The organism is Streptomyces sp. NBC_00654, from assembly GCF_026341775.1.
GTDB lineage: Bacteria > Actinomycetota > Actinomycetes > Streptomycetales > Streptomycetaceae > Streptomyces.
On the sequence record NZ_JAPEOB010000001.1, the window covers coordinates 3,331,377 to 3,355,991 of the forward strand.

At 71.8% G+C, this 24,615-nt stretch carries 19 protein-coding genes; 12 read left to right on the top strand and 7 right to left on the bottom strand.

Features of this window, described 5'->3' with window-relative positions; genetic code table 11:
• Positions 1-126 precede the first annotated feature (126 nt).
• A complete protein-coding gene (locus OHA98_RS14245) occupies positions 127-906 on the top strand; it encodes an endonuclease V (protein ID WP_266925800.1) in 780 nt (259 codons plus the stop codon).
• Positions 907-955: 49 nt separating this feature from the next.
• The gene (gene mmpA / locus OHA98_RS14250; RefSeq protein ID WP_266925802.1) at positions 956-1,099 is read left to right on the top strand and encodes a morphogenic membrane protein MmpA; all 144 of its coding nucleotides are present in this window, start codon (positions 956-958) and stop codon (positions 1,097-1,099) included.
• Between the two features lie 25 nt (positions 1,100-1,124).
• Here mmpA and OHA98_RS14255 read toward each other — a convergent pair whose 3' ends face one another.
• Positions 1,125-2,315 carry a trans-acting enoyl reductase family protein gene (locus tag OHA98_RS14255; protein ID WP_266925804.1) on the bottom strand — a complete coding sequence of 397 codons (1,191 nt, stop codon included), beginning with the start codon at positions 2,313-2,315 and terminating at the stop codon, positions 1,125-1,127.
• A 305-nt stretch (positions 2,316-2,620) separates the two neighbouring features.
• Here OHA98_RS14255 and OHA98_RS14260 point away from each other — a divergent pair, with 305 nt between their 5' ends.
• From OHA98_RS14260 to OHA98_RS14275, 4 genes are all read left to right on the top strand, one after another.
• Positions 2,621-3,784, top strand: a complete 1,164-nt coding sequence (locus OHA98_RS14260; protein ID WP_266925806.1) for a CaiB/BaiF CoA-transferase family protein — start codon at positions 2,621-2,623, stop codon at positions 3,782-3,784.
• Between the two features lie 126 nt (positions 3,785-3,910).
• Entirely contained in the window at positions 3,911-5,053 is a 1,143-nt protein-coding gene (locus OHA98_RS14265) for an acyl-CoA dehydrogenase family protein (protein ID WP_266925808.1), read from the top strand.
• Between the two features lie 91 nt (positions 5,054-5,144).
• Positions 5,145-6,359 carry an acetyl-CoA C-acetyltransferase gene (locus OHA98_RS14270; RefSeq protein ID WP_266925810.1) on the top strand — a complete coding sequence of 405 codons (1,215 nt, stop codon included), beginning with the start codon at positions 5,145-5,147 and terminating at the stop codon, positions 6,357-6,359.
• Positions 6,360-6,396: 37 nt separating this feature from the next.
• The gene (locus tag OHA98_RS14275; RefSeq protein WP_266925811.1) at positions 6,397-8,568 is read left to right on the top strand and encodes a 3-hydroxyacyl-CoA dehydrogenase NAD-binding domain-containing protein; all 2,172 of its coding nucleotides are present in this window, start codon (positions 6,397-6,399) and stop codon (positions 8,566-8,568) included.
• Positions 8,569-8,601: 33 nt separating this feature from the next.
• On the opposite strand, the gene OHA98_RS14280 is transcribed toward OHA98_RS14275, so the two are convergent.
• Positions 8,602-9,333 (bottom strand): MerR family transcriptional regulator, encoded by a 732-nt coding sequence (locus OHA98_RS14280; protein ID WP_266925813.1) that lies wholly within the window; start codon positions 9,331-9,333, stop codon positions 8,602-8,604.
• A gap of 144 nt (positions 9,334-9,477) precedes the next feature.
• On the opposite strand from OHA98_RS14280, the gene OHA98_RS14285 reads away from it, so the two are divergent.
• Together OHA98_RS14285 and OHA98_RS14290 are read left to right on the top strand one after the other, a co-directional pair.
• On the top strand, positions 9,478-9,960 hold the full coding sequence (locus OHA98_RS14285; RefSeq protein ID WP_266925814.1) for a macro domain-containing protein: 483 nt from the start codon (positions 9,478-9,480) through the stop codon (positions 9,958-9,960).
• A gap of 138 nt (positions 9,961-10,098) precedes the next feature.
• Positions 10,099-10,731 carry a TetR/AcrR family transcriptional regulator gene (locus tag OHA98_RS14290; RefSeq protein ID WP_266925815.1) on the top strand — a complete coding sequence of 211 codons (633 nt, stop codon included), beginning with the start codon at positions 10,099-10,101 and terminating at the stop codon, positions 10,729-10,731.
• Positions 10,732-10,790: 59 nt separating this feature from the next.
• On the opposite strand, the gene OHA98_RS14295 is transcribed toward OHA98_RS14290, so the two are convergent.
• From OHA98_RS14295 to OHA98_RS14305, 3 genes are all read right to left on the bottom strand, one after another.
• The gene (locus tag OHA98_RS14295; protein WP_266925816.1) at positions 10,791-11,705 is read right to left on the bottom strand and encodes an oxygenase MpaB family protein; all 915 of its coding nucleotides are present in this window, start codon (positions 11,703-11,705) and stop codon (positions 10,791-10,793) included.
• A 335-nt stretch (positions 11,706-12,040) separates the two neighbouring features.
• Positions 12,041-13,078 carry a LacI family DNA-binding transcriptional regulator gene (locus OHA98_RS14300; RefSeq protein ID WP_266925818.1) on the bottom strand — a complete coding sequence of 346 codons (1,038 nt, stop codon included), beginning with the start codon at positions 13,076-13,078 and terminating at the stop codon, positions 12,041-12,043.
• Positions 13,079-13,233: 155 nt separating this feature from the next.
• Entirely contained in the window at positions 13,234-14,775 is a 1,542-nt protein-coding gene (locus tag OHA98_RS14305; protein ID WP_266925820.1) for a M1 family metallopeptidase, read from the bottom strand.
• A gap of 235 nt (positions 14,776-15,010) precedes the next feature.
• Here OHA98_RS14305 and OHA98_RS14310 point away from each other — a divergent pair, with 235 nt between their 5' ends.
• The 3 genes from OHA98_RS14310 (at position 15,011) to OHA98_RS14320 (ending at position 19,948) form a co-directional block, all read left to right on the top strand.
• Complete coding sequence (locus OHA98_RS14310) at positions 15,011-16,396, top strand: M14 family metallocarboxypeptidase (RefSeq protein WP_266925821.1); 1,386 nt, start codon at positions 15,011-15,013, stop codon at positions 16,394-16,396.
• A gap of 73 nt (positions 16,397-16,469) precedes the next feature.
• Positions 16,470-18,203: a BCCT family transporter gene (locus OHA98_RS14315; RefSeq protein WP_266925822.1), complete on the top strand. Its 1,734-nt coding sequence runs from the start codon at positions 16,470-16,472 to the stop codon at positions 18,201-18,203.
• Positions 18,204-18,310: 107 nt separating this feature from the next.
• Positions 18,311-19,948, top strand: coding sequence for an ABC-F family ATP-binding cassette domain-containing protein (locus OHA98_RS14320; RefSeq protein ID WP_266925823.1), 1,638 nt, complete (start codon positions 18,311-18,313; stop codon positions 19,946-19,948).
• 42 nt (positions 19,949-19,990) lie between these two features.
• Here the strand turns inward: OHA98_RS14320 and OHA98_RS14325 are convergent, their stop codons facing one another.
• Together OHA98_RS14325 and OHA98_RS14330 are read right to left on the bottom strand one after the other, a co-directional pair.
• Positions 19,991-22,438, bottom strand: coding sequence for a Tex family protein (locus OHA98_RS14325; protein WP_266925824.1), 2,448 nt, complete (start codon positions 22,436-22,438; stop codon positions 19,991-19,993).
• A gap of 172 nt (positions 22,439-22,610) precedes the next feature.
• On the bottom strand, positions 22,611-23,474 hold the full coding sequence (locus tag OHA98_RS14330; protein WP_266925826.1) for a hypothetical protein: 864 nt from the start codon (positions 23,472-23,474) through the stop codon (positions 22,611-22,613).
• A gap of 133 nt (positions 23,475-23,607) precedes the next feature.
• Between OHA98_RS14330 and OHA98_RS14335 the strand changes: the two genes are divergently transcribed.
• Positions 23,608-24,582 carry a GlxA family transcriptional regulator gene (locus tag OHA98_RS14335; protein ID WP_266925828.1) on the top strand — a complete coding sequence of 325 codons (975 nt, stop codon included), beginning with the start codon at positions 23,608-23,610 and terminating at the stop codon, positions 24,580-24,582.
• The last annotated feature ends 33 nt before the right edge of the window (positions 24,583-24,615 follow it).

Consider the following 24,615-nt stretch of genomic DNA (forward strand, 5'->3'; position numbering starts at 1 on the left):
CGGGATCCCGGCCACCCGCCGGGTCCGCCCGGCGGCCGTGCGCGGGAGCCCCCGGCCCGCCGGCCCGCCGCGTCCGTACGCGCGCCCGCCAGGGACTGCGGGACAGCCCTTAAGCTGGGCCGCACTATGACGAATCTCCCCATGCCGGCCGACGGGCTGCCCGCCGTCGAGACGCCCGCCGACGAGGCCGAGGCACGAGCGATCCAGGACGCCCTGCGTTCGCGGGTGGTGCTCGACGAGGCCGGGCCGGAACCCGGAGCCGGCCTGGTGACCGGGGTGGATGTCGCCTACGACGAAGAGCGGGACATCGTCGTCGCGGCGGCCGTCGTCCTGGACGCCGCGACCCTGGACGTGGTCGACGAGGCCACCGCCGTCGGCCGCGTCACCTTCCCGTACATCCCCGGTCTCCTCGCCTTCCGGGAGATGCCCACCGTGCTGGCGGCCCTGGAGTCGCTGACCGTCGACCCCGGCGTCGTCATCTGCGACGGCTACGGGCTGGCCCACCCGCGCCGCTTCGGGCTGGCCAGCCACCTGGGCGTCCTCACCGGCCTGCCGGTCATCGGCGTCGGCAAGAACCCGTTCACCTTTTCGTACGAAGCCCCCGGGCCCCTGCGCGGCGACACCTCACCGCTGCTCGACGGCGACGAGGTGGTGGGCCGGGCCCTGCGTACCCAGAACGGCACGAAGCCGGTCTTCGTCTCCGTCGGCCACCGGATCGGCCTGGACAACGCCTGCGCCCACACGCTGCGGCTGGCCCGCCGCTTCCGGCAGCCGGAGACGACCCGCATGGCCGACGCGCTGTGCCGGCAGGTGCTGCGCGAGGAGACCGCCCGGGTGTCCGCCCCGGACGACGGCGCCGGCGGCGCGGACGGCGACAGCGGCGACGGTCCTGAGCGGCGTTCCTGAGTACGCGTACGGATAGCGCCTGCCGATCTTGATCGGCAGGCTGGTACGTATGAACACTTCTCGTACAGCCATCCGCACGGCACCGCTGCACCCCGCCCAGCGCCGGATCGCGGTGGGCATGCTGCTCGGCGGTGCCGTGGGGCTCGTCTGGCTGGGGGCGATCCTCTACACCCTGGTGGCCTGGCTCCTGTGACGGCCGCGACCCCCGAAGGGCCGTTTCAGCGAACCGCCGCGACCCGGAAGCCCAGCCCGGCCGACCTCAGCCGTTCCAGCAGTGCGTCCCCCATCGCCACCGCCGTCGTGACCTGCCCGGAGCTCGCCGGCAACTCGTCCAGGGCCAGGCAGAGCGCCGACTCGGCGAGCATCTTGGCCGTCTCGTCGTAGCCCGGGTCGCCGCCCGACACCTCCGTGAACACCCGGCGGCCACCGCCCTCGCCGACGAAGCGGACCGTGAACCAGCTGCGCTTCCTGCGCTGTGCGTCGGGGCCGTCCCCCGGTTCGTAACGGCTCATCAGCCACTCGCGCACGGACGCGATCTGGGCCGCCCCCAGCAGGGTGCCGAGTGCCGCCGTCCCGCCGACGGCCACCGGCAGGTGCTTCACCGAGGCGAAGTGGCGATAGCGGAAATCTGGGCCGTAGCGCTCCAGTGCGCGGGCCGAGCGTCCGATGATCTGCGGGTCCACCGTCGGCAGCGGAAGCGCCCAGGTGCCGGTCTGCGGACTGAAGTGCGGGGTGCCCAGAGGGGCCCGGACCCGCCGGCCGACGAGCCGGGGCTCGTGCAGACGCCGCTCCCCGGCCGCCCGGAGCATCTGCGGGCCGCGCCCCATCGCGGTCAGCGCGGAGGCGAACGTACCGCCGGAGAAGACCGCGTTGCTGCGGACGAAGCCGTCGACGGTGATCGGTACGTCGCGGGGCAGCTGCTGGACCGTGAAGTACACGCCCAGGTCGTGCGGCACCGAGTCGAAGCCGCAGGCGTGCACGAGGCGCGCTCCCGTCTCGCGGGCCCGCGCGTCGTGCGCCAGATACATCCGGTCGATGAACTCCGCCTCGCCGGTGAGGTCCACGTAGTCCGTCCCGGCCTCGGCACAGGCGGCGAGGAGCTTCTCGCCGTACCAGACGTAGGGGCCCACCGTGGTGGCCACCACCCGGGCGGACTCGGCGAGTTCGCCCAGCGCGGCGGCGTCGTCCGCGTCCGCCTCCAGCAGCGGCAGTCCGGCGCAGCCCGGCTCGATCGCGGTGAGGCGCTCGCGCAGCCGCTCCAGCCTGGTCCGGTCGCGGCCCGCCAGCGCCCAGCGGAGACCGGCCGGGGCGTGCGCGGCCAGATATTCGGCGGTGAGCACGCCCACGAACCCGGTGGCACCGAAAAGGACGACGTCATAAGGGCGTTTCGCCCCGTTCTGCCTGTTCACTCATACCTCCGCAGGGGCCGGTGCCGATGTGGCAGGCAGAGGGTAGCGGAGCCGGAGGCGGTGGCGCGTGGCCGGGCGGGGGAGTGATGGGGCAGGATCGAGGGGAGCAAACCAAGCGCTTGCTCTGCTCCCGGGGCCGTCCGCGCGGACGGCCCGGACCACGGCCCGGCCCGTGGCGCCGGCCGGATGCCGGTGTGCGGGCCGGGCGCGACCCCGAACGGGCGGCCGCAGGGGTTGTGCGGAGCGGGGCACGTTCTTAGCATCATCGATGTTACATCGGTTGTGTCACACCAGAGAGGCCCTGGATGACAAGGACAGAGCACAGTCCGCGAGGCCCGCTCACCGGGGTGCGTGTCGTCGAGCTGGCGGGGATCGGGCCCGGCCCGTTCGCCGCGATGCTGCTGGCCGACCTCGGGGCCGATGTGGTGCGGGTCGACCGCCCCGGCGGCTCGGGCCTGGGCATCGATCCCGCGTACGACCTCACCAACCGCAACAAGCGCTCGGTCCTCGTCGACCTCAAGGACGGGGGCGGATCCGCCGCGGTCCTCGACCTCGTGGCGCGCGCCGACATCCTGATCGAGGGATTCCGGCCGGGCGTCGCCGAACGGCTCGGGGTCGGGCCCGAAGCCTGTCTGGCCCGCAACCCCCGGCTCGTCTACGGCCGGATGACCGGCTGGGGCCAGGACGGGCCGCTCGCGGAGCGGGCCGGGCACGACATCGCGTACATCGCGCTCACCGGCACCCTGTCGATGATCGGCAAGCCCGGCGAGCCGCCCACCGTGCCCGCCAACCTGGTCGGCGACTACGCGGGCGGCTCGCTCTACCTCGTCGTCGGGGTCCTCGCCGCACTCCAGCACGCCCGCACGCCCGGCGGGGCGGGCCAGGTCGTGGACGCGGCCATCGTCGACGGCGCCGCACACCTCGCGACGATGATCCACGGCATGCTGGCGGCCGGCGGCTGGCAGGACCGGCGCGGCTCGAACCTCCTCGACGGCGGCTGCCCCTTCTACGGTTCCTACGAGACGTCCGACGGGCAGTACATGGCGGTGGGACCGCTGGAGCAGCGGTTCTACGACGAGTTCGTCACCCTGCTCGGTATCGCGGACCGGGCCCCGGACCGCAAGGACTTCACCCGCTGGGGCGACCTGCGCGCCGCTGTCGCCGAGCGGTTCCTGACCCGGACGCGCGAGGAATGGACGGCGGTGTTCGAGGGGACGGACGCCTGTGTGGCCCCCGTCCTCTCGCTCCGCGAGGCTCCGCACCACCCGCACCTCGCGGCCCGCTCCACCTTCGTCGAGCACGGCGGCCTCACCCAGCCCGCGCCCGCTCCCCGGTTCTCCGCGACGCCCGTATCCGTACGTCGCGGGCCCGCGAGGCCCGGCGCGGACACCGAGGCCGTCGCCGCCGACTGGGGCGTACCGAGCATCCGGACCACGGCCGCGGACCCCGGAAAGGACGGCGGCGCCTGATGGAGCACGCACCACCCCGCGGGGCGGGCCTCGCCCCGCTCGACGTCACCCCACGCGACACCCTGCCGCACGGCCCGACGCCGCCCGGCCGGACTCCACCGTCAACAACCGGCTCCAGGGGGCCCCGTGCAGCGGCAGATCTTCACTGAGGAGCACGACGCGTTCCGCGAGACGGTCCGCACCTTCCTCACCAAGGAAGTCCTCCCGTACTACGAACAGTGGGAGAAGGACGGCATCGTCTCGCGCGACGCCTGGCTCGCGGCCGGGCGGCAGGGCCTCCTCGGCCTCGCCGTCCCCGAGGAGTACGGGGGCGGCGGCAACGCCGACTTCCGCTACAGCGCGGTGCTCGCCGAGGAGTTCACCCGGGCCGGCGCCGCCGGACTGGCCGTCGGCCTGCACAACGACATCATCGGCCCCTACCTCACCGGCCTGGCCACCGAGGAGCAGAAGCGCCGCTGGCTGCCCGGTTTCTGCGCCGGCGAGACCATCACCGCCATCGCGATGACCGAACCGGGCGCGGGCTCGGACCTCCAGGGCATACGCACCACGGCCGAGGACAGGGGCGACCACTGGCTGCTCAACGGCTCGAAGACCTTCATCTCCAACGGCATCCTCGCCGACCTGGTGATCGTCGTCGCGAGGACCACTCCGGAAGGCGGCGCGAAGGGCCTGTCCCTGATCGTCGTGGAGCGCGGGGCGGAGGGCTTCGAGCGGGGCCGCAACCTCGACAAGATCGGCCAGAAGTCCCAGGACACCGCCGAACTGTTCTTCCACGACGTCCGGGTCCCCAAGGAGAACCTCCTGGGTGAGCGGGACGGCGCCTTCATCCATCTGATGACCAATCTCGCCCAGGAGCGGATGGGCATCGCGGTCGCCGCCATCGCCGGTGCCGAGCACCTCCTGGAGATCACCACCCGGTACGTCAAGGAGCGTGAGGCCTTCGGGTGCCCGCTCTCCAAGCTCCAGCACATCCGGTTCGAGATCGCCGAGATGGCCACCGAGTGCGCGGTCACCCGCACGTTCCTCGACCGGTGCGTCGTCGACCACTCGGAGGGCGTACTCGACGCGGTCCACGCCTCGATGGCCAAGTGGTGGGCCACCGAACTGCAGAAGCGCGTCGCCGACCGCTGCCTCCAACTGCACGGCGGCTACGGCTATATGGCGGAGTACCCGGTCGCCAGGGCGTTCACCGACGGCCGTATCCAGACCATCTACGGCGGCACGACCGAGATCATGAAGGAGATCATCGGCCGCTCGCTGCTGGCCTGACCCCGTTCGGCCCGCCACCGCCACCCGCGCCGCCCGACCACCGCCCCACCGCCCGACCCCTGTCGCCGAACCACCCCGAAAGGCAGCTGTCTTGAGTACCGAAGCATTCGTCTACGACGCGATCCGCACCCCGCGCGGCCGCGGCAAGGCCAATGGCGCCCTGCACGGCACCAAGCCGATCGACCTGGTCGTCGGCCTCATCCATGAGATCCGGGACCGCTTCCCGGACCTCGACCCGGCCGCCATCGACGACATCGTCCTCGGCGTGGTCAGCCCGCTCGGGGACCAGGGCTCCGACATCGCGAGGATCGCCGCCATCGCGGCCGGGCTGCCCGACTCCGTCGCCGGGGTCCAGGAGAACCGCTTCTGTGCCTCCGGTCTCGAAGCGGTCAACCTGGCCGCCGCCAAGGTCCGTTCGGGCTGGGAGGACCTCGTCCTGGCCGGTGGGGTCGAGTCGATGTCCCGGGTCCCGATGGGCTCGGACGGCGGAGCCTGGGCGATGGACCCGATGACCAGCTTCCAGACCGGTTTCGCCCCGCAGGGCATCGGCGCCGACCTCATCGCCACCATCGAGGGCTTCTCCCGCCGCGATGTCGACGAGTACGCCGCCCTGTCCCAGGAGCGCGCGGCCGAGGCCTGGAAGGACGGGCGGTTCGCCCGTTCCGTCGTCCCCGTCCGGGACCGCAACGGCCTGGTCGTCCTCGACCGCGACGAGCACCTGCGGCCCGGCACCACCGCCGACTCGCTCGCCGCGCTGAAGCCGTCCTTCGCGGGGATCGGCGAGATGGGCGGCTTCGACGCGGTCGCGCTGCAGAAGTACCACTGGGTCGAGAAGATCGACCACGTCCACCACGCGGGCAACTCTTCGGGCATCGTGGACGGTGCGGCACTCGTCGCCATCGGCTCCCAGCAGGCCGGCGAGCGATACGGTCTCACCCCGCGGGCCCGGATCGTCTCCGCCGCGGTCTCCGGATCCGAGCCGACCATCATGCTGACCGGCCCTGCCCCCGCCACCCGCAAGGCGCTGGCCAAGGCCGGGCTGACCATCGACGACATCGACCTCGTCGAGATCAACGAGGCCTTCGCCGGGGTCGTCCTGCGCTTCGTCAGGGACATGGGTCTCTCCCTGGACAAGGTCAACGTCAACGGCGGAGCCATCGCGCTCGGCCACCCGCTCGGCGCGACCGGCGCGATGATCCTCGGCACGCTCATCGACGAACTGGAGCGGCGCGACCAGCGGTACGGCCTGGTCACCCTCTGCGTCGGCGGCGGCATGGGCGTCGCCACCGTCATCGAACGACTCTGACCGTCCCGGCCACCCCTGCTTACGGAGAAGAAGAGCAATGACCGAGAGCACGACCATCCGCTGGGAACAGGACGAGACCGGCGTCGTCACCCTCGTACTGGACGACCCGGGCCAGTCCGCCAACACGATGAACCAGGCGTTCAAGGACTCCATCGCCGCGGTCGCGGAACGCGCCGAAGCCGAGAAGGACTCCATCCGCGGCATCATCTACACCTCCGCGAAGAAGACCTTCTTCGCGGGCGGCGACCTCAAGGACATGATCAAGGCCGGCCCCGAGGACGCCCAGGCCGTCTTCGACACCGGTATGGCCATCAAGAGGTCGCTGCGCCGTATCGAGACGCTCGGCAGGCCCGTCGTCGCCGCCATCAACGGCGCGGCCCTCGGCGGCGGTTACGAGATCGCGCTCGCCGCCCACCACCGCGTCGCCCTCGACGCGCCCGGCTCACGCATCGGCCTGCCCGAGGTCACCCTCGGCCTGCTGCCCGCGGGCGGCGGGGTCACCCGCACCGTACGCCTCATGGGCATCGCCGACGCGCTGCTGAAGGTGCTGCTCCAGGGCACCCAGTACACACCGCGTCGCGCCCTGGAGAACGGTCTGGTCCATGAGGTCGCCGCCGGCCGGGAGGAGATGCTCGCCAAGGCCCGTGCCTTCATCGACGCGAACCCCGAGTCGCGGCAGCCCTGGGACGTCAAGGGCTACAGGATCCCCGGCGGCACCCCGTCCAACCCGCGCTTCGCCGCCAATCTGCCGGCCTTCCCGGCCAACCTGAAGAAGCAGATCGCGGGCGCCCCCATGCCCGCGCCCCGCAACATCCTGGCCGCCGCGGTCGAGGGGTCGCAGGTCGACTTCGAGACCGCGCTCACCATCGAGGCCCGCTACTTCACCGAGCTGGTCACCGGCCAGGTCGCCAAGAACATGATCCAGGCGTTCTTCTTCGACCTCCAGGCGGTCAACTCGGGAGCCAACCGCCCCCAGGGCGTCCCGGAGCGTCCGGTCCGCAGGGTGGCCGTCCTCGGCGCCGGAATGATGGGCGCCGGAATCGCGTACTCCTGCGCGCGGGCGGGCATCGACGTCGTCCTCAAGGACGTCTCCGCGGAGGCGGCGGCCAAGGGCAAGGCGTACAGCGAGAAGCTCCTCGCCAAGGCGCTCTCCCGGGGGCGTACGACCGAGGCGAAGCGCGACGAGCTGCTGGCCCGCATCACCCCGACCGGCGACCCGGCCGATCTGGCGGGCTGCGACGCGGTGATCGAGGCGGTCTTCGAGGACACCTCGCTCAAGCACAAGGTGTTCCAGGAGATCCAGGACGTCATCGAGCCCGACGCGCTGCTCTGCTCCAACACCTCCACGCTGCCGATCACGGTCCTGGCCGAAGGGGTGTCGCGGCCGGCCGACTTCATCGGCCTCCACTTCTTCTCGCCCGTCGACAAGATGCCGCTCGTCGAGATCATCAAGGGCGAACGGACCGGCGACGAGGCACTGGCCCGCGCCTTCGACCTGGTCCGCCGGATCAGGAAGACGCCGATCGTCGTCAACGACTCACGCGGCTTCTTCACCTCGCGCGTCATCGGCCAGTTCATCAACGAGGGCGTCGCCATGGTCGGCGAGGGCGTCGAGCCCGCGTCGGTCGAGCAGGCGGCGGCCCAGTCCGGCTACCCGGCCAAGGTGCTCTCCCTGATGGACGAGCTGACCCTCACCCTGCCGCGCAGGATCCGCGACGAGACCAGGCGGGCGGTCGAGGAAGCGGGCGGCACCTGGGCCGGGCACCCCTCCGACGAGGTCATCGACCGCATGGTCGACGAGTTCGGGCGCCCCGGACGCAGCGGAGGCGCGGGCTTCTACGAGTACGACGAGGCCGGCGGGCGGGCGGGTCTGTGGCCGGGGCTGCGGGAGCACTTCGCGAAGCCGGACGCCGAGGTGCCCTTCATCGACATGAAGGAGCGGATGCTGTTCTCCGAGGCGCTGGACAGTGTCCGCTGCCTGGAGGAGAACGTCCTCGTCTCCGTCGCCGACGCCAACATCGGCTCCATCATGGGCATCGGCTTCCCGCCGTGGACCGGTGGTGTGTTCCAGTACATCAACGGGTACGAGGGCGGCCTGCCCGGCTTCGTGGCACGCGCCCGCGAACTCGCCGAGCGGTACGGCGACCGGTTCCTGCCCCCCGCACTGCTGGTGGAGAAGGCGGGGAAGGGCGAGACCTTCCACGACTGACCCCGGGCGGCACGGGCCGCGTCCACGGCGCACTCACCGCGCCGTGAACGCGGCCCGCAGCTCCTGCTTCAGCGACCGCTGGAACGCGGTCACCAGCGCCTGCACCACCATCGGCTGCATATGGGCCGACAGCGACTTCATCGCCGCGACATGCTCCGGGTCCGACTCGCGCTCCCGGTAGGGATTCCACACCTCGTCCCGGAACAGCCGGGTCAGCTCCTGCGCGGCCGCCCGGGTGTGCTCCACCAGGAGCGTGCGCGCCGCCAGGATCGTCTCGTGCGCGATCGGCACGTCCAGCAGCTCCACTCCGAGCCGCAGCAGCCCCGGATCCACCCGGTAGCTCCCCCCGGCCTCCTCGGGCCGCTCCAGCACCTCCATCGCCGCCAGCCGGTCCACGTCCGCCTCGGTGAGCGCCCGCCCGGCCCGCCGCTCCAGCTCCGCCCTGGTCGTGTGCTCCGCCTTGTCCGGCGCCCAGGACGCCACGAGCGCCCGGTGGATCGCCAGATCGTGCGCGCTCAGATCCGGCGGCAGCTGCTCCAGATACCGCTCGATGGCGGCCAGCGTCATGCCCTGGTGCTGGAGCTCCTCGATCAGGGCGAGACGGGACAGATGCTCGCGTCCGTAGTGCCCGACCCGGCGCGGACCGATGACCGGGGGCGGCAGCAGACCGCGGGTGCTGTAGAAACGCACCGTACGCACGGTGACTCCGGCGCGCGCCGCCAGCTCGTCGACGGTGAGCGTCGGCTCGTCGGTCCCGGTCACCATGTCTGCTCCTCGCTTCCCGCGGCCGTGCCCGTGTCCGTGTCCGTGCACCCGTCCGGTTCATCAGTATTGCTGTCTCACCACTGTTGTGAAAGTGGTGGGCGGCGACGGGGCGTGATTGTCAGTGGTGGTTCGTAGGGTGGGGGAATGCCGGAGATCACTTATGTACGGGGAGACGCCACGGCCCCGCAGGGCAAGGGCGTCAAGCTCATCGCCCATGTCTGCAACGATCTGGGCGGCTGGGGCAAGGGCTTCGTGCTCGCCCTCTCGCGCCGCTGGCCCGAGCCGGAGAAGGAGTACCGCCGCTGGTACCGGGAGCGGGCGGGCAACGACTTCGCCCTGGGGGCCGTGCAGTTCGTCCAGGTCGCTCCGTACACCTGGGTGGCGAACATGATCGGGCAGCGGGGGACGCGGACGGGCAGCAAGGGGGTGCCCGTGCGGTACGAGGCGGTGGACGCGGCTCTGGGCGCGGTGGCCGGACGGGCCGCGGAGCTGGGGGCCTCGGTCCATATGCCGCGGATCGGCTGCGGGCTGGCGGGCGGCAAGTGGTCCAGGATCGAGCCGCTGATCGGACAGCGCCTCGTCGCCGAGGGCATACCCGTGACCGTGTACGACTACGGCTCGGACTGACCTCGCGGTGGGAGCCGTCCCGGGCCACGCCCTGCCGGAACGATGCCCGAACGGCGGGGAGTTACGGGGTGAGGGAGCGCGTCGCCCCGTCCCGGCATGGCTATGGTGGAGTCGGACCGCAGGGACGGGGGAGGGCTCATGCCGGCGCTGAGTACCAACGAGGCACTGCTCGCGAGGGCGCTCACGGAGATTCCGCCGTCGGACGCGCTCAGCGAGCAGATCCTCGACGCGGCGCGTGAGCAGTTCATCACCTTCGGGCTGCGCCGGTCGACCGTGGACGACGTCGCCAAGCGGGCGCGGGTCTCGCGCGTGACCGTCTACCGGCGGATCGGGAACAAGGACAGCCTCGTCTCGGCCTGTCTGCTGCGTGAGTACCGCCGGTTCGTGGTGGAGGTCGACGACGCGGTCGCCGCGCTGCCCACCATCGAGGACCGGCTCGTCGAGGGCTTCACCGCCGTCCTCAAGCACATACGGGAACACCCGCTCGTCGGCGGTCTGCTGCGGCTCGAACCGGAGATCATGCTGCCCTTCCTCACCCTGGAGAGCGGGCCCGCCTTCCTCGCCATGCGCGGATATGTGGCCGGCCGGCTGCGCCAGGTGCGGCGGGCCGAGGGCCGGCCGGAGAGCGACCCGACACCCGTCGCCGAACTGATGGTGCGGATCACCGTCTCGTTCCTGCTCAACCCGGTCAGCTGTTTCGAGCTGGACGACGACGAGCAGGTCCGCGCCTTCGCGCGCCGCTATCTCGTCCCGCTGCTCGCCGCCGGCTGAGGCCTCACGGGCGGCCGGGCTGCATGGCCGGCCGGCGGGGCTCCGCCCGGGGCGGGTGCTCAGGAGGGCTTCCGCGCCGTGGGCGCCGCGGCGGCGGCCCGGACCTCGTCGGGCAGGGGCTCCAGCGGGCGGCTCCGCGCCCAGTGCGGGCCGAGATCATCCAGTCGCCAGCCGAACGGGTACGAGCGTGGCTGCGGGCGCGACGGCAGCCACCCGGGCCGGGCCGGCAGTAACCGCACCAGCCGCGACCGCGCCCGCAGGGCACCCGACGCGGCCGCCCTGACCGGGCGCGGCTGCACCCGGAAGCCCAGCGCCCGCAGCAGTGGCTCGTCCAGCAGCGCGAGCGAGAAGCGTGCGGCCAGCGGGCGCACCGGGCGCGGATACCGGCTCGCCATCGTCCGGAACGTGGCGTTCGCGACCCGCCGGTTGGCCGGGTCGTACGCGAACATCCGCTCCTCGTAGGAGTCGAGGAGCCGCTCGAAGCCCTCGTACGTCACGGGAGCGCCCTCGATGCCCATCACGGCCGCCGTCTTCCGCCCGACCTGGGTGAGTGCCTCGATCTCCTGGGCGCACAGCGGACGCCAGCCGAACCGGTCGATCCACCGCTTCGGCCCCACGACGGTCGTGGCCAGCACATAGAGGAAGTCCTCGTTGGGAATGCGGTACCTGCCGTGGATCCGGTTGAGGTGACGGGCCGCGGCCCGGCCGCGCGCCGAGTCGAAGCCGTCCCTGGCCATCTCGTACCCGATCAGGACGGTGTCGTCGTACCGCTTCTGTCCGGCCCGCTCGAACTCCTGGGTGCGGTCGAGGAGTACGGAGATCCGGGGGACCCCGAAGTCGCGGAGGAACGCGATGCTCACGCCCTGGCGGTAGTCCCAGGGGAACTCGTACTGCGTGATCAGCCGGAGGATTTCGGCGTAGTCGCGGGTGGGATCCATCCGTCGGACCTCTCGGAGACGGCTGTAGCGGCCCATGGTGCACCCTCCTGGAACGCGTGGTGACGGCAGCGGGGTGCTTCAACTCCCTTGAGATCACTGCTGTCTGACGATCCATAGGATTCAGGGAGTCAAAGTTACAAATACTATCGACTTGTTTCACGAGCGGCGTCAACACTGCTGACACGGATTCCAGGAAGGGGGAGCGAGGGCGGCGGCACTCGCATCCCCGCGAGGGCGCGGCAGAGGGCGCGGCAGAGGGCGCGCGAGGGCGAGGCGAAGGCCCGGGAGGGCGCGGTGAGGGTGAGGGAGACGGTGGGGAGCGGCGGGCCGGGGTGAGGGTGCGGGAGGCGGTGGGGAGCGGCGGGCCGCGGTCAGGCCGAGGCGCGGAGGACCAGTTCGGTCGGGGTGATGACGGACGCGGTCGCCTCGTCCCCGGTTCCGTTCAGCCGCCGCATCAGCAGCCGGACCATCAGCCGGCCCATGCCCTCGACATCCTGCCGGACCGTCGTCAGCGGCGGCTCGGTGACCTCCGCGACGGACGCCATGTCGTCGAAGCCGACCACGGCCACGTCCTCGGGAACCCGGCGGCCGCGCTCCCGCAGCACCCGCAGGGCACCCGAGGCCATCAGGTCGTTGGAGACGAAGACGGCGTCCACGCCGGGGTGGCTGTCCAGCAGACGGGCCATGGCCCGCGCGCCTCCCTCGGCGGTGAAGTCGCTGTCCACCACGAGGCCGGGATCGCCTGCGGGCAGGGCGTCGTGGTAGCCGTCGACCCGGTCCAGGGCCGAGGTCTGGTCGCGCGGTCCGGCGATGTGCGCTATCCGCCGCCGCCCCAGCGCGACCAGATGGCGTACGGCCTCGCGGGCGCCACCGCGGTTGTCGCAGTCGACGTAGGGAACCGCCGGCCCGGAGCCGGACCCGGGGCGTCCGCCGTACACCGTCGGTACCCGGAACCGGCTGATGATCGCGGGCAGTTCGTCGTCCGTGTGCAGGGAGAACGCCAGCACGCCGTCGACATGGCCGCCCGCGAGATAGCGCGTGACCCGGTCGAAGTCGCCGCTCCCCTCCACCAGGAGGAGGACCAACTGGGCGTCGTGCAGAATCAGTTCGCGGCTGATGCCGCGGATCTGCCGGGAGAAGAACGGGTCGGAGAAGATCCGGAACTCGGGCTCGTCGATGATCACGGCGACCGCGCCGTTGCGCCGGGTGACCAGCGTGCGCGCGGCGTGGTTCGGTATGTAGCCGAGCTCCTCGACGGCCTTGCGCACCTGATCCACCAGCGGCTGCCGCACCCCGGCGCCCCCGTTCACCACCCGGGAGGCCGTCGCCCGGGAGACGCCCGCGCGGGCCGCCACCGCCTCCAGGGTGGGCCGGGCGTCACGGAGGGAGTCGGGGCTCGGACGGGACAAGGGACGCTCCTCGTACGCACGGGAATCCGGCCGTCGCGGGCCGGGACTGGCGGGAACTGCTCGCACGCCCGCCAGCCTATCCGCCGCCCCCGCGGGCAGACCGGGCGCCGCCGCTCCGCGGGGGAGCGACGGCGCCCGGGACGTACCGCCGGGGGTCAGCGGTGGTCGTGCACCGTGTTCGTCGCGGCGATCTTCTTCCAGGACGCGGGCCGCTCGGGCCCGGCCGCCTCACGTACCGCCCGGCGCGCGCTCTCACGCGCGGCCGGTGCCTCGGTCCGCCCGCCCGCGGCGGTGGCGCCCGCCGCCGGGAGCTCCGGGCGCGAGGGCCGGTACAGCCAGGTGTCGAAGAGCCCGGCGAGCGGCTTGCCCGAGACCCGCTCCGCGTACCGTACGAAGTCGCCCACGTTCGCGTTGCCGTACGCGTGCTCGGCCGGCCAGCCCTTCAGCAGCGCGAAGAACGTGTCGTCGCCGACCTCGTTGCGCAGCACCTGGAGTGCCAGCGCGCCCCGGTCGTAGACGGCCCCGGCGAACTGGTTGTCCGGGCCCGGGTCGCCCGGCTTCACCGTCCAGAAGGCGTCGTCGGCGGGGTGCTGGGCGTAGGTGTAGTCGGCCAGTTCCTGCGCCGTGCCCTCGCCCTCCTTCTCCGACCACAGCCACTGGCTGTACCGGGCGAAGCCCTCGTTGATCCAGATGTCCTTCCAGCCCTCGACCGACACGCTGTCGCCGTACCACTGGTGCGCCAGCTCGTGCACGACGACCGAGACGTTGGCGCCGTTGGCGAACTGCCTCGGGCTGTAGAACGGCCTCGTCTGGGTCTCCAGGGCGAAGCCGCTGGTCACATTGGGTACATAGCCGCCCAGGGCGTTGAACGGGTACGGGCCGAACACCTCGGTCAGCCACTCGGCGACCTCGCCCGTGCGCTCGATGCTGGCGCGCGCGGCCCCGTCGTTGCCGCCGAGGTCCTTGCTGTACGCGTTCAGGACCGGCAGGCCGTCCGCCGTCTTGTCGGTCGTGATGTCGAACTTGCCGATCGCCAGCGTCGTCAGATACGTCGCCTGCGGCTTGTCCGAACGCCAGTTGAACCTGGTCCACCCCAGCTTCGAACTCTGCGACTGGAGGACGCCGTTGCTGATCGCCTGGGTGCCGTCCGGCACGGAGACCGACACGTCGTACGTCGCCTTGTCCAGCGGGTGGTCATTGCTCGGGAACCACCACACGGCCGAGTCCGGCTCCTGCGCGGCGACGCCGCCGTCCGGGGTGCGGGCCCACGCGGTCCAGCCGTTGACCTTCAGCTCGGAGGGCTTTCCGGCGTAGCGGACGACCACCGAGACCGGCTTGCCCTTCGTGAGGGCGGCCGCCGGGGTGATCTCCAGCTCCTGCTCCCCGGACTTCGCGAAGCCGGCCTTCCTGCCGTTCACGCGTACCTCGGAGACGGCGAGGCCGAAGTCGAGATTGAAGCGGGTCAGCTGCTGGGTGGGGGTGGCCAGCAGCGTCGCCGTGCCTTCCAGCAGATCGGTCGCGGGCTGGTACTTCAGCCGCAGGTCGTAGTGGGACACGTCGTAGCCACCGTTGCCGCTGGCCGGGTAGTAGGGGTCGCCGATACCCGGGGCGCCCACGGTGCCTCCGGCGGCCGATGCCGGGATCGCCAGCACGAGGGTGGCCGCGAGTGCGCTGGGGACGATGAGTCTGCGGTGCACGAATGCTCCAAGTCGTCGGGGCGGATGATCTTCCGACCGGTCGTGGCGACACTAGCCAGACGAGAGCGTTTTTGACCGGCTCATGGCTATTTCTGTCACACGATCGCCATCCGGCCGTCATGGCGCGAGTGATCGCCCCCTGTCGCACAGGAGTTGACCGGGGTACCTTCCGCACACGCCGACAGGCCGGCGGGTACCCCCGTGCCCGTCCCCCGCACCCGGGAGGCAGCCGCTGATGACCCCTCGCATCGCCCGTGCACTCCGATTCCTCGCCCCTCGCCCGTCCCTCCGGCCGGACGCCGTGCGAACGCCGCGGCGGACGGGTGCTCCGCACGACCGTCGAACGGCCGTGCGCACGATGGTGCTGGCGGCGTTGGCCGCCGCGCTCGCCGTACCGTTCGCCACGGTTCCCGCCGAGGCCGCGCACCGCCCGCCGCGCACCGGTTTCGAGCTCAGCGACGGGGCCCGCTGGACGGGGCAGCCGGAGGAACAGTCCTTCCTCGCCGCCGTGGACCGGGGGAGCGACCGGGTCTCCGTCGACCGGATCGGCACGACCGAGGAGGGCCGGCCGCTCCAGCTGGTCCGCATCGGCGGGCACCGGCCCACGTCGAACACGATGCTGCTGATCTGCAGTCAGCACGGCAACGAGCCCTCCGGCCGCGAGGCGTGTCTGTCGACCGTCCGCGATCTCGCCTTCGCCGAGGACCGCGCGACCCGCGACTTCCTGTCCCGTACCCGGGTGCTGGTCCTGCCGACGGCCAACCCCGACGGGCGCGCCGCCAACACCCGGGGCAACGCGGACGGTGTCGACATCAACCGCGACCACATCGCCCTGGAGACCGCCGAGGGCCGGGCCATGGCGGCGGTGATCCGCGACCGACGTCCCGATGTCATCTACGACTTGCACGAGTACGGGGCGACACCCCCGTACTACGACAAGGACCTCTTCGTCCTGTGGCCGCGCAACCCCAATGTCTCCGACCGGGTGCACGAGGCCTCGCAGACCCTGTCCGACCGCTATGTGAGGACCGCCGCGACGGCGGCCGGCTTCAGCAGCGGCCTGTACGGCATCTGGACCGATCCGGTGACCGGCGACCCCATCAAGCAGACGGCGGGCGACGGCCAGGAACGGATCCTGCGCAACACCTCGGGCATCAAGCACGCGGTCGGTCTGCTCATCGAATCCCGGGTCGACGCGCTCACCGACGAGGAGAAGGCGGACCACGCGCTGAACCAGCGGCGCAGGGTCCGGTCCCAGCAGGCGGCGCTCGACGGTCTGTTCGCCTTCACCGGGCAGCAGCGCGGCCGGATCGAGGCCGCCACCACCGCCTCGCGGCTCGCGGGGTTCGCGGACCGGGGGCCCGTCCATCTGGGCGGCGCGGACAACGACCCGGCCGAGCCGGACGAGATCCTGCAGGACCCGCCGTGCGGCTACCGGCTGGACGCGGCCCAGTACGCCGATGTGCGGGACGAACTGGCCCTGCACGGCGTCACCTCCCGGCGGGAGGGCGACGGAGCGTACGTACCGCTGCGGCAGTCGGCCCGCGCCCTGATTCCCCTCCTGCTCGACGAACGCGCGACATATCACCTCACAAACGGTCAAGCCGATACCGCTTGTTGATCCCCTGAGATGCGCGTCCTGTGTGGTACTGCCTACGGAGAGCGATTTTCGGACTCCGTGAAAGGTGCCATTCGTGTCGCAGGACGATCAGAGAACGGGTGGACGGGGAGATCTGCCGGTCACGGCCGATCTCCCCGCCGAGGCGCCCCACGGCAGGAGCCCCACGACCGACCGGGTGGTGTTCGGAGTCACGGCGGTCCTCACCCTCGCCTTCGTGCTCTGGGGCTCGGTCGCCACCGACTCGCTGGAAAGGGTCTCCAGCAGACTGCTCAACGGGCTCATCCACAACGGTGGCTGGGCCTTCATGCTCGCGGCGTCCGGCTTCGTGGTCTTCGCGCTGTGGCTCTCGATCAGCCGCTACGGGAAGATCTCTCTCGGCCAGGAGGGCGAGGAGCCGGAATTCCGGACCGTCTCGTGGGTCGCGATGATGTTCAGCGCCGGCATGGGCATCGGCCTGATGTTCTACGGGGTGAGTGAGCCGCTCGCCCACTTCATCGATCCGCCTCCGGGCACCCATCCCGCCGACGCGGCCGAGGCCATGCAGACGGCCATGGCCACCACCCTCTTCCACTGGACGCTGCACCCCTGGGCGATCTACGCGGTGGTCGGGCTGGCCATCGCCTACAGCACCTACCGCCGACGCCGGCGGCAGACGATCAGCGCGGTCTTCGAGCCGCTGATCGGCGCACGGCACGCCCACGGAGGCATCGGCCGCTTCATCGACATCCTCGCCATCTTCGCGACCCTCTTCGGATCGGCCGCCTCCCTGGGCCTGGGCGCCCTCCAGATCGGCAGCGGATTCCACGAGCTGAACTGGAAGGAGAAGACGGGCACGGGACTGCTGGTCGCCATCATCGGGGTCCTGACCATCGCCTTCGTCGCCTCCGCCGTCTCCGGCGTGGAGAAGGGCATCCAGTGGCTGTCCAACACCAACATGGTGCTCGCCCTGATCCTGGTCGTGTTCGTCTTCATCGCCGGTCCCACCATCATTGTGCTGGACCTGCTGCCCACGTCGATCGCCGCGTACTTCGGCGACCTCGCCCAGCTCGCCGGACGGACCGAGGCGACCGGCAAGGACAAGGTGGCCGAGTGGCTCGGCAGCTGGACGGTCTTCTACTGGGCCTGGTGGATCTCCTGGACGCCCTTCGTCGGCATGTTCATCGCGAGGATCAGCCGGGGCCGGACGATCCGCCAGTTCGTCGGCGGCGTCATCCTGGTCCCCAGCGCCGTCAGCCTGGTCTGGTTCGCCGTGTTCGGCGGCTCGGCGATCAAGCTCCAGGAAGCCGGGAGGCTCGGCGACGCCGACACCCCGGAGGCCCAGCTCTTCGGTGTCCTCCAGGAGTTCCCCATCCCCACCGTGATGAGCGTCCTGGTGATGGTGCTCGTCGGCATCTTCTTCGTCTCCGGCGCGGACGCCGCCTCCATCGTCATGGGCACGCTCTCCCAGAAGGGCGTCCTCGAACCGGCCAAGTGGGTCGTGATCTTCTGGGGAGTCGTCACCGGCGCCGTCGCCGCCGTCATGCTGCTCATCGGCGACGGCAAGGGAGACGCGCTGGCCGGGCTCCAGAACCTCACCATCCTGGTGGCCGCGCCCTTCACCATCGTGATGATCGGGATGTGTGTGGCCCTGATGCGGGACCTGCGCCAGGACCCGCAGATCGTCCGGCAGGAGTTCGGGGTGGAAGCCGTCGAATCCGCCGTGATCGAGGGCCACGCCAGGTACGACGGCGACTTCGAGATCCGGATCGGCCCGGGGACCGCACAGATCACCACGGACCGGCGCCACAAGTCCGACCCCTCCGACTGAGGGCACTCCCCGGGAGCCCCGCGCGGCGGGGCCGCCTCCCAGGCGCGCCCCGGCCGCCGGCTCGGCCGCCCCGGTGCGTCCCGCGGCCGATTAGTATCGACACCCTGATGACTGCCACCCTCGTCGCCAAGGACCTCGCCGCCGGACACGGCGACCGCACACTCTTCGCCGGACTCGACCTCGTCGTCGCGCCCGGTGATGTGATCGGTCTCGTCGGAGTCAACGGCGCCGGAAAATCGTCCCTGCTCCGTCTCTTCGCCGGGCTGGACCTGCCGGAGGAGGGGGAGCTGCGGCTCTCCCCGCCCACCGCCACCGTCGGGCACCTCCCGCAGGAGCCCGAGCGGCGCCCGGAGGAGACCGTGCGGGAGTTCCTGGCCCGCCGCACCGGGGTCGCCGACGCCCAGCGCGCGATGGACGCCGCGACCCAGGACCTGGTCGACGGGGCGCAGGGCGCGGACGACGCGTACTCCGAGAGCCTGGAGCGCTGGCTCGCACTCGGCGGCGCCGACCTGGACGAGCGGGCCGAGGAGGTCGCCGCCGACCTGGGGCTGACCATCGGCCTCGACCTCCCCATGACGGCGCTCTCCGGCGGCCAGGCGGCCCGCGCCGGTCTCGCCTCGCTCCTGCTGTCCCGCTACGACATCTTCCTGCTCGACGAGCCGACCAACGACCTCGACCTGGACGGCCTGGAGCGCCTCGAACGCTTCGTGTCGGGACTGCGCGCGGGCACCGTCGTCATCAGCCACGACCGCGAATTCCTGCTGCGCACGGTCACCAAGGTCCTCGAACTGGACCTCGCCCAGCAGCAGATCAACCTCTACGGCGGTGGCTACGCGGCCTACCTGGAGGAGCGCGAGACCGCCCGCCGGCACGCCCGCGAGGGGTACGAGGAGTACGCCGGCAAGCGCGCGGCCCTCGAAGCCCGCGGCCATATGCAGCGCTCCTGGATGGACAAGGGCGTCAAGAACGCCCGGCGCAAGGCCACCGACGGCGACAAGCTCGGCCGCAACGCGCGCAGCGAGGCGAGCGAGAAGCAGGCCGCGAAGGCCCGGCAGACACAGCGCATGATCGAGCGGCTCGACGTGGTCGACGAGCCGCGCAAGGAGTGGGAACTGCGGATGGAGATCGCCACCGCCCCCCGCTCCGGATCGGTCGTCGCCACCCTTCGCGACGCACAGGTCGTGCGCGGCGACTTCACGTTCGGGCCGGCATCGCTCCAGATCGACTGGGCGGACCGGGTCGCCATCACCGGAGCCAACGGCGCGGGCAAGTCCACCCTGCTCGCCGCCCTGCTGGGCAGGCTCCCGCTGGACTCGGGGCACGCCACGCTCGGCTCGGGCGTGGTGGTCGGCGAGGTCGACCAGGCGCGGAAGCTGTTCCTGGGCGCGGAGTCGCTGCTGGAGGCGTTCTGCGCGGCGGTCCCCGACACCGAGCCCGCCGAGGTCCGCACCCTGCTCGCCAAGTTCGGTCTGCGCGCCGACCATGTGATGCGCCCCGCGACGACCCTCTCCCCGGGCGAGCGCACCCGGTCGGCCCTCGCTCTCCTCCAGGGCCGGGGCGTCAACCTCCTCGTCCTGGACGAGCCGACCAACCACCTGGACCTGCCCGCGATCGAGCAGCTGGAGTCGGCGCTGGAGTCGTACACGGGGACGCTGCTGCTGGTCACGCACGACCGGCGGATGCTGGAGGCCGTTCGGACGACGCGGCGGGTCGAGGTCGCGGCCGGCGGGATCAAGGAACTCTGACAGCACCGGGTGCGGGGGCAGCGCCCCCGCACCCGCCCGGACTCAGCGCTTCCGGCCGCCGCCCTGCTGCGGATCCGTCAGCCCGGCCCGGCGCAACGCGTCCGCCATCGCGCTGTTGGCCGGAGCCGGGGCTCCCGCCCCGCCGCGGGAGGCGCCGCCGCCACGGGCCGCACCGCCCCCGCCGCCGCGCCGGTCCTGGCCGCCCTGGCCCCGCTGACCTCGGTCCGCCCGGCCGTCGCCCTGACCCTGTCGCTGCTTCGGCGGACGGCCGCCCCGGCCACCGCCCTGCCCGCCACCGGCCGGCGCGCCCGGCTCGTCGTCCAGCCGCAGCGTCAACGAGATCCGCTTGCGCGGAATGTCGACGTCCATGACCTTGACCTTCACGATGTCCCCGGGCTTCACGACATCCCGCGGATCCTTCACGAACGTCTTCGACAGCGCCGAGACATGCACCAGACCGTCCTGATGGACGCCGATGTCGACGAACGCGCCGAACGCGGCGACGTTCGTGACGACCCCCTCCAGCACCATTCCCTGAGCCAGGTCGCCGAGCTTCTCGACGCCCTCCTTGAACGTGGCCGTCCGGAAGGCCGGACGCGGGTCGCGGCCCGGCTTCTCCAGTTCCCGCAGAATGTCCGTCACGGTCGGCAGCCCGAACGTGTCGTCCACGAAGTCGGCCGCCCGCAGCGACCTCAGCGCGCCCGCGTTCCCGATCAGGGAGGCGACCTCGCTGCCCGTCGTCCTCACCATCCGCCGCACCACGGGGTACGCCTCGGGGTGCACGCTCGACCTGTCCAGCGGGTCGTCGCCGTCCCGGATGCGCAGGAAGCCCGCGCACTGCTCGTACGCCTTCGGGCCGAGCCGCGCCACGTCCTTGAGCGCCCTGCGGGACCGGAAGGGGCCGTTGCTGTCCCGGTGGGCGACGATGTTCTCGGCGAGCCCGGAGCTGATCCCGGAGACCCGTGAAAGAAGGGGCGCCGAGGCGGTGTTGACGTCGACACCGACACCATTCACACAGTCCTCGACCACCGCGTCCAGCGAGCGTGACAGCTTCACCTCGGACAGGTCGTGCTGGTACTGGCCGACCCCGATCGACTTGGGGTCGATCTTCACCAGTTCGGCCAGCGGGTCCTGGAGCCGCCGGGCGATCGACACGGCACCGCGCAACGACACATCCATGTCGGGCAGTTCCTGCGAGGCGAACGCCGACGCCGAGTACACGGAGGCGCCCGCCTCCGACACCATCACCTTGGTGAGCTTCAACTCGGGGTGCTTGTCGATGAGTTCACCGGCCAGCTTGTCCGTCTCGCGGGACGCCGTGCCATTGCCGATCGCGATCAGATCGACGTGGTGCGCCTTCGCCAGCTGCTCCAGCTTCGCCAGTGACTGGTCCCACCTGTTCGCCGGGACATGCGGGTGGATGACATCGGTGGCCACCACCTTGCCGGTCGCGTCGACGACGGCGACCTTGACGCCCGTACGGAATCCGGGGTCGAGACCGAGCGTGGCGCGCGTCCCGGCCGGGGCGGCGAGCAGCAGATCACGCAGGTTCGACGCGAAGACGCGTACCGCCTCGTCCTCCGCGGCCGTACGCAGCCGCAGCCGCACATCGATGCCGAGGTGCACCAGAATCCGGGTCCGCCACGCCCAGCGCACCGTGTCGCCGAGCCACTTGTCGCCGGGACGGCCGCGGTCGGCGACGCCGAAGCGGCGGGCGACCATGCTCTCGTAGACGGAGGGGCCCGGCCGGTCCGCCTCCTCGGGCGCCTCGGGCTCCAGGACCAGGTCGAGCATCTCCTCCTTCTCGCCCCGCAGCATCGCGAGCACCCGGTGCGAGGGCAGCGCGGTGAACGGCTCCGCGAAGTCGAAGTAGTCCGCGAACTTCGCGCCCGCCTCCTCCTTGCCCTCCCGGACCTTCGCCGCGAGCCGCCCGCGCGACCACATGCGCTCACGCAGCTCGCCGGTCAGATCGGCGTCCTCGGAGAAGCGCTCGGTGAGGATGGCACGCGCGCCCTCCAGCGCCGCCGCCCCGTCCGCGACGCCCCTGTCCGCGTCGACGAACGCGGCGGCCGCCGCGAGCGGATCCACCGACGGGTCGCCGAGCAGTCCGTCGGCCAGCGGTTCGAGCCCCGCCTCCCGGGCGATCTGCGCCTTCGTGCGCCGCTTCGGCTTGAACGGCAGATAGATGTCCTCAAGACGCGCCTTGGTGTCGGCGGCCCGGATCCGCGCCTCCAGCGCCTCGTCGAGCTTGCCCTGTTCACGTACGGAATCGAGGATCGACGTACGCCGGTCCTCCAGCTCCCGCAGATACCGCAGCCGCTCCTCCAACGTGCGCAGCTGCGCATCGTCGAGCATCTCGGTCGCTTCCTTGCGGTAGCGCGCGATGAACGGCACGGTCGACCCGCCGTCGAGCAGCTCGACGGCCGCCTTCACCTGACGCTCACGTACGCCGAGCTCCTCGGCGATCCTGCCTTCGATGGACGTCGTCACGGTTTTCCCGACTCGCCTTCTCGTACTGGCTGTGCTGGCCGTGCAAAGAGCTTGCCGCGACTGCCGCTGCACGCTCTTGCGGGGGTGGTCCCCTTCGCCTGCATTGTGCCGGGTGGCCGGGGGCCGTGTCGCGCGCCCTCCACGAACACGGCCGGACACCACCGGGACGCGGTCAGCCCTTGCCGGTCAGCTCGCCGGGGAACGCGCCCGCCGAGGCCGCCGTGAACAGGAAGCCGCGCCCCAGCTCCGTGAGCCGCTCCACACCGGACGCGCCCAGGTGCTCGTACGGCGCGGAGTCCATCTCGTCCGTGGCCTCCTCCACCTCCGCCCGCAGCGCCGTGCCGGACTCCGTCAACCCGCCCTCGGCGTTCATCAGGCCGCGGCCGCGCAGCCGCCCGGCCGCGGCCTCCCAGTCGTCACGGCTCCAGCCCCGGGTGGCGAGGATCCAGCCCGGAGCCATGCCCTTGCCCGTGGCGGTGTGGCTCACCAGGGCCTCGACCGGGTCGAGACCGGCGGTGAGCAGGGCGGCGAGATGGGCGTCGCCGCGGTGCTCGCGCAGCAGCGTCGCGGCATGCCAGTACGCCAGGTGCGGCTGCTCGGGCACCGGCAGATCCGCGTGGGCGGCGTACAGCGGCCGGGCGTGTCGGGTGCAGGCCTCGGTGGCGCGCAGCGCGAGTCCGGCCGCCTCGGCCAGCTCGGCGGAGGCGAGGGTCTCCTCCCCGAGCACCCGGCGCAGGGTCGAGTCGACCGCGCGCAGCCGAGCGCCGAGGACCGCCCCGGGAGCGGCGACGGACCAGACGGCGGGCACATGGCGGGCCACCAGCTCATGGCTGAAGTTGTAGAAGGCCGCGGTGACCGTGCCGGCTCCCACCGCGCCCAGCGCGGCGCTCCGGGCGGCGAGGTAGACGGCGTGCGCGTCGTCGATACCGAGCTCCCCGAGCTCCTTGCCGAGGTCGGGGGAGAAGTAGACGGTGGAGTGGAACGGGTTGAGGGCGTTGTGACAGCGGCGTCCGGCGCGGGGCGGCAGAGTAGTCATGCCCGCACGTTACCGACTGGTCGGTACGTTCCGTAACCCCCGGTGCCGCCGGAATGCGGGACCGTCGCCGTGGCAGGAAAGGTGGGGAACTCGTCATTGCGGCCATCGGGGCCCGCCGCCCAGGATGGCACCCATGAAGCAGCGATCCGTACTCGTCGTCCTCTTCGACGGCGTCCAGAGCCTCGATGTGAGCGGGCCGATGGAGGTCTTCGCCGGAGCCTCCCGCTTCCCCGGGGTCTCGTACGAACTGCGCACCGCCTCACTGGACGGCGGCCCGGTCCGCTGCGGCAGCGGGCTCACGCTGCTCCCCGACAGCAGCCTCGCCGACGCCGCCGCACCGCACACGCTGCTGGTGCCCGGCGGGCACGGCACGCGCACCGCCGACCCGGCCCTCACCGCCTGGCTGCGTGCTGCGGCCCCGCACGCGGAGCAGCTGGTCTCCGTGTGCACGGGCGCCCTGCTGCTGGCGGAGGCGGGGCTGCTGGACGGTCACCGGGTGACGACGCACTGGAACTACTGCGAACAGCTCGCCCGCGATTTCCCGGCCGTCGAGGTGGACCCCGACCCGATCTTCGTACGCGACGGGAGGCTGGCCACCTCGGCGGGTGTTACCGCGGGCATCGATCTCGCGCTGGCCCTGGTCGAGGAGGACCACGGGCGGGAGATCGCGCTCACCGTCGCCCGGCATCTCGTGGTGTTCCTGCGACGGCCGGGCAACCAGGCCCAGTTCAGTGCCCAGCTCACCGCCCAGACGGCCAGGCGCGAGCCGCTGCGGGACGTCCAGCACTGGATCAGCGAGCACCCCGGCGGGGATCTCTGCGTGGAGGCGCTGGCGCGGCGGGCCAGTCTCTCCCCCCGTCACTTCGCCCGCGCCTTCCAGGCGGAGACCGGTCTGACGCCGGGCCGGTACGTCGACCGGGTGCGCCTGGAACATGCGCGCAGGCTTCTGGAGGACACCTCCGACGGCGTGGTCGGCGTCGCGCGCGCCAGCGGTTACGGCACCCCGGAAGCCATGCGCCGCGCCTTCGTCAAAGCCCTCGGAACGGCGCCGTCCGAATACCGCCGCCGCTTCCGGACCACGGACCTGACCGACCGGCCCGGGGAATGACCGGCAGGCCCGGGCCATGACCGAGCGGCCGGG

Coding starts and splice junctions, on each gene's coding strand:
- OHA98_RS14245 (WP_266925800.1), top strand. CDS start 127: ATGACGAATCTCCCCATGCCGGCCGACGGGCTGCCCGCCGTCGAGACG.
- mmpA (WP_266925802.1), top strand. CDS start 956: ATGAACACTTCTCGTACAGCCATCCGCACGGCACCGCTGCACCCCGCC.
- OHA98_RS14260 (WP_266925806.1), top strand. CDS start 2,621: ATGACAAGGACAGAGCACAGTCCGCGAGGCCCGCTCACCGGGGTGCGT.
- OHA98_RS14275 (WP_266925811.1), top strand. CDS start 6,397: ATGACCGAGAGCACGACCATCCGCTGGGAACAGGACGAGACCGGCGTC.
- OHA98_RS14280 (WP_266925813.1), bottom strand. CDS start 9,333: ATGGTGACCGGGACCGACGAGCCGACGCTCACCGTCGACGAGCTGGCG.
- OHA98_RS14285 (WP_266925814.1), top strand. CDS start 9,478: ATGCCGGAGATCACTTATGTACGGGGAGACGCCACGGCCCCGCAGGGC.
- OHA98_RS14290 (WP_266925815.1), top strand. CDS start 10,099: ATGCCGGCGCTGAGTACCAACGAGGCACTGCTCGCGAGGGCGCTCACG.
- OHA98_RS14295 (WP_266925816.1), bottom strand. CDS start 11,705: ATGGGCCGCTACAGCCGTCTCCGAGAGGTCCGACGGATGGATCCCACC.
- OHA98_RS14310 (WP_266925821.1), top strand. CDS start 15,011: ATGACCCCTCGCATCGCCCGTGCACTCCGATTCCTCGCCCCTCGCCCG.
- OHA98_RS14320 (WP_266925823.1), top strand. CDS start 18,311: ATGACTGCCACCCTCGTCGCCAAGGACCTCGCCGCCGGACACGGCGAC.
- OHA98_RS14330 (WP_266925826.1), bottom strand. CDS start 23,474: ATGACTACTCTGCCGCCCCGCGCCGGACGCCGCTGTCACAACGCCCTC.
- OHA98_RS14335 (WP_266925828.1), top strand. CDS start 23,608: ATGAAGCAGCGATCCGTACTCGTCGTCCTCTTCGACGGCGTCCAGAGC.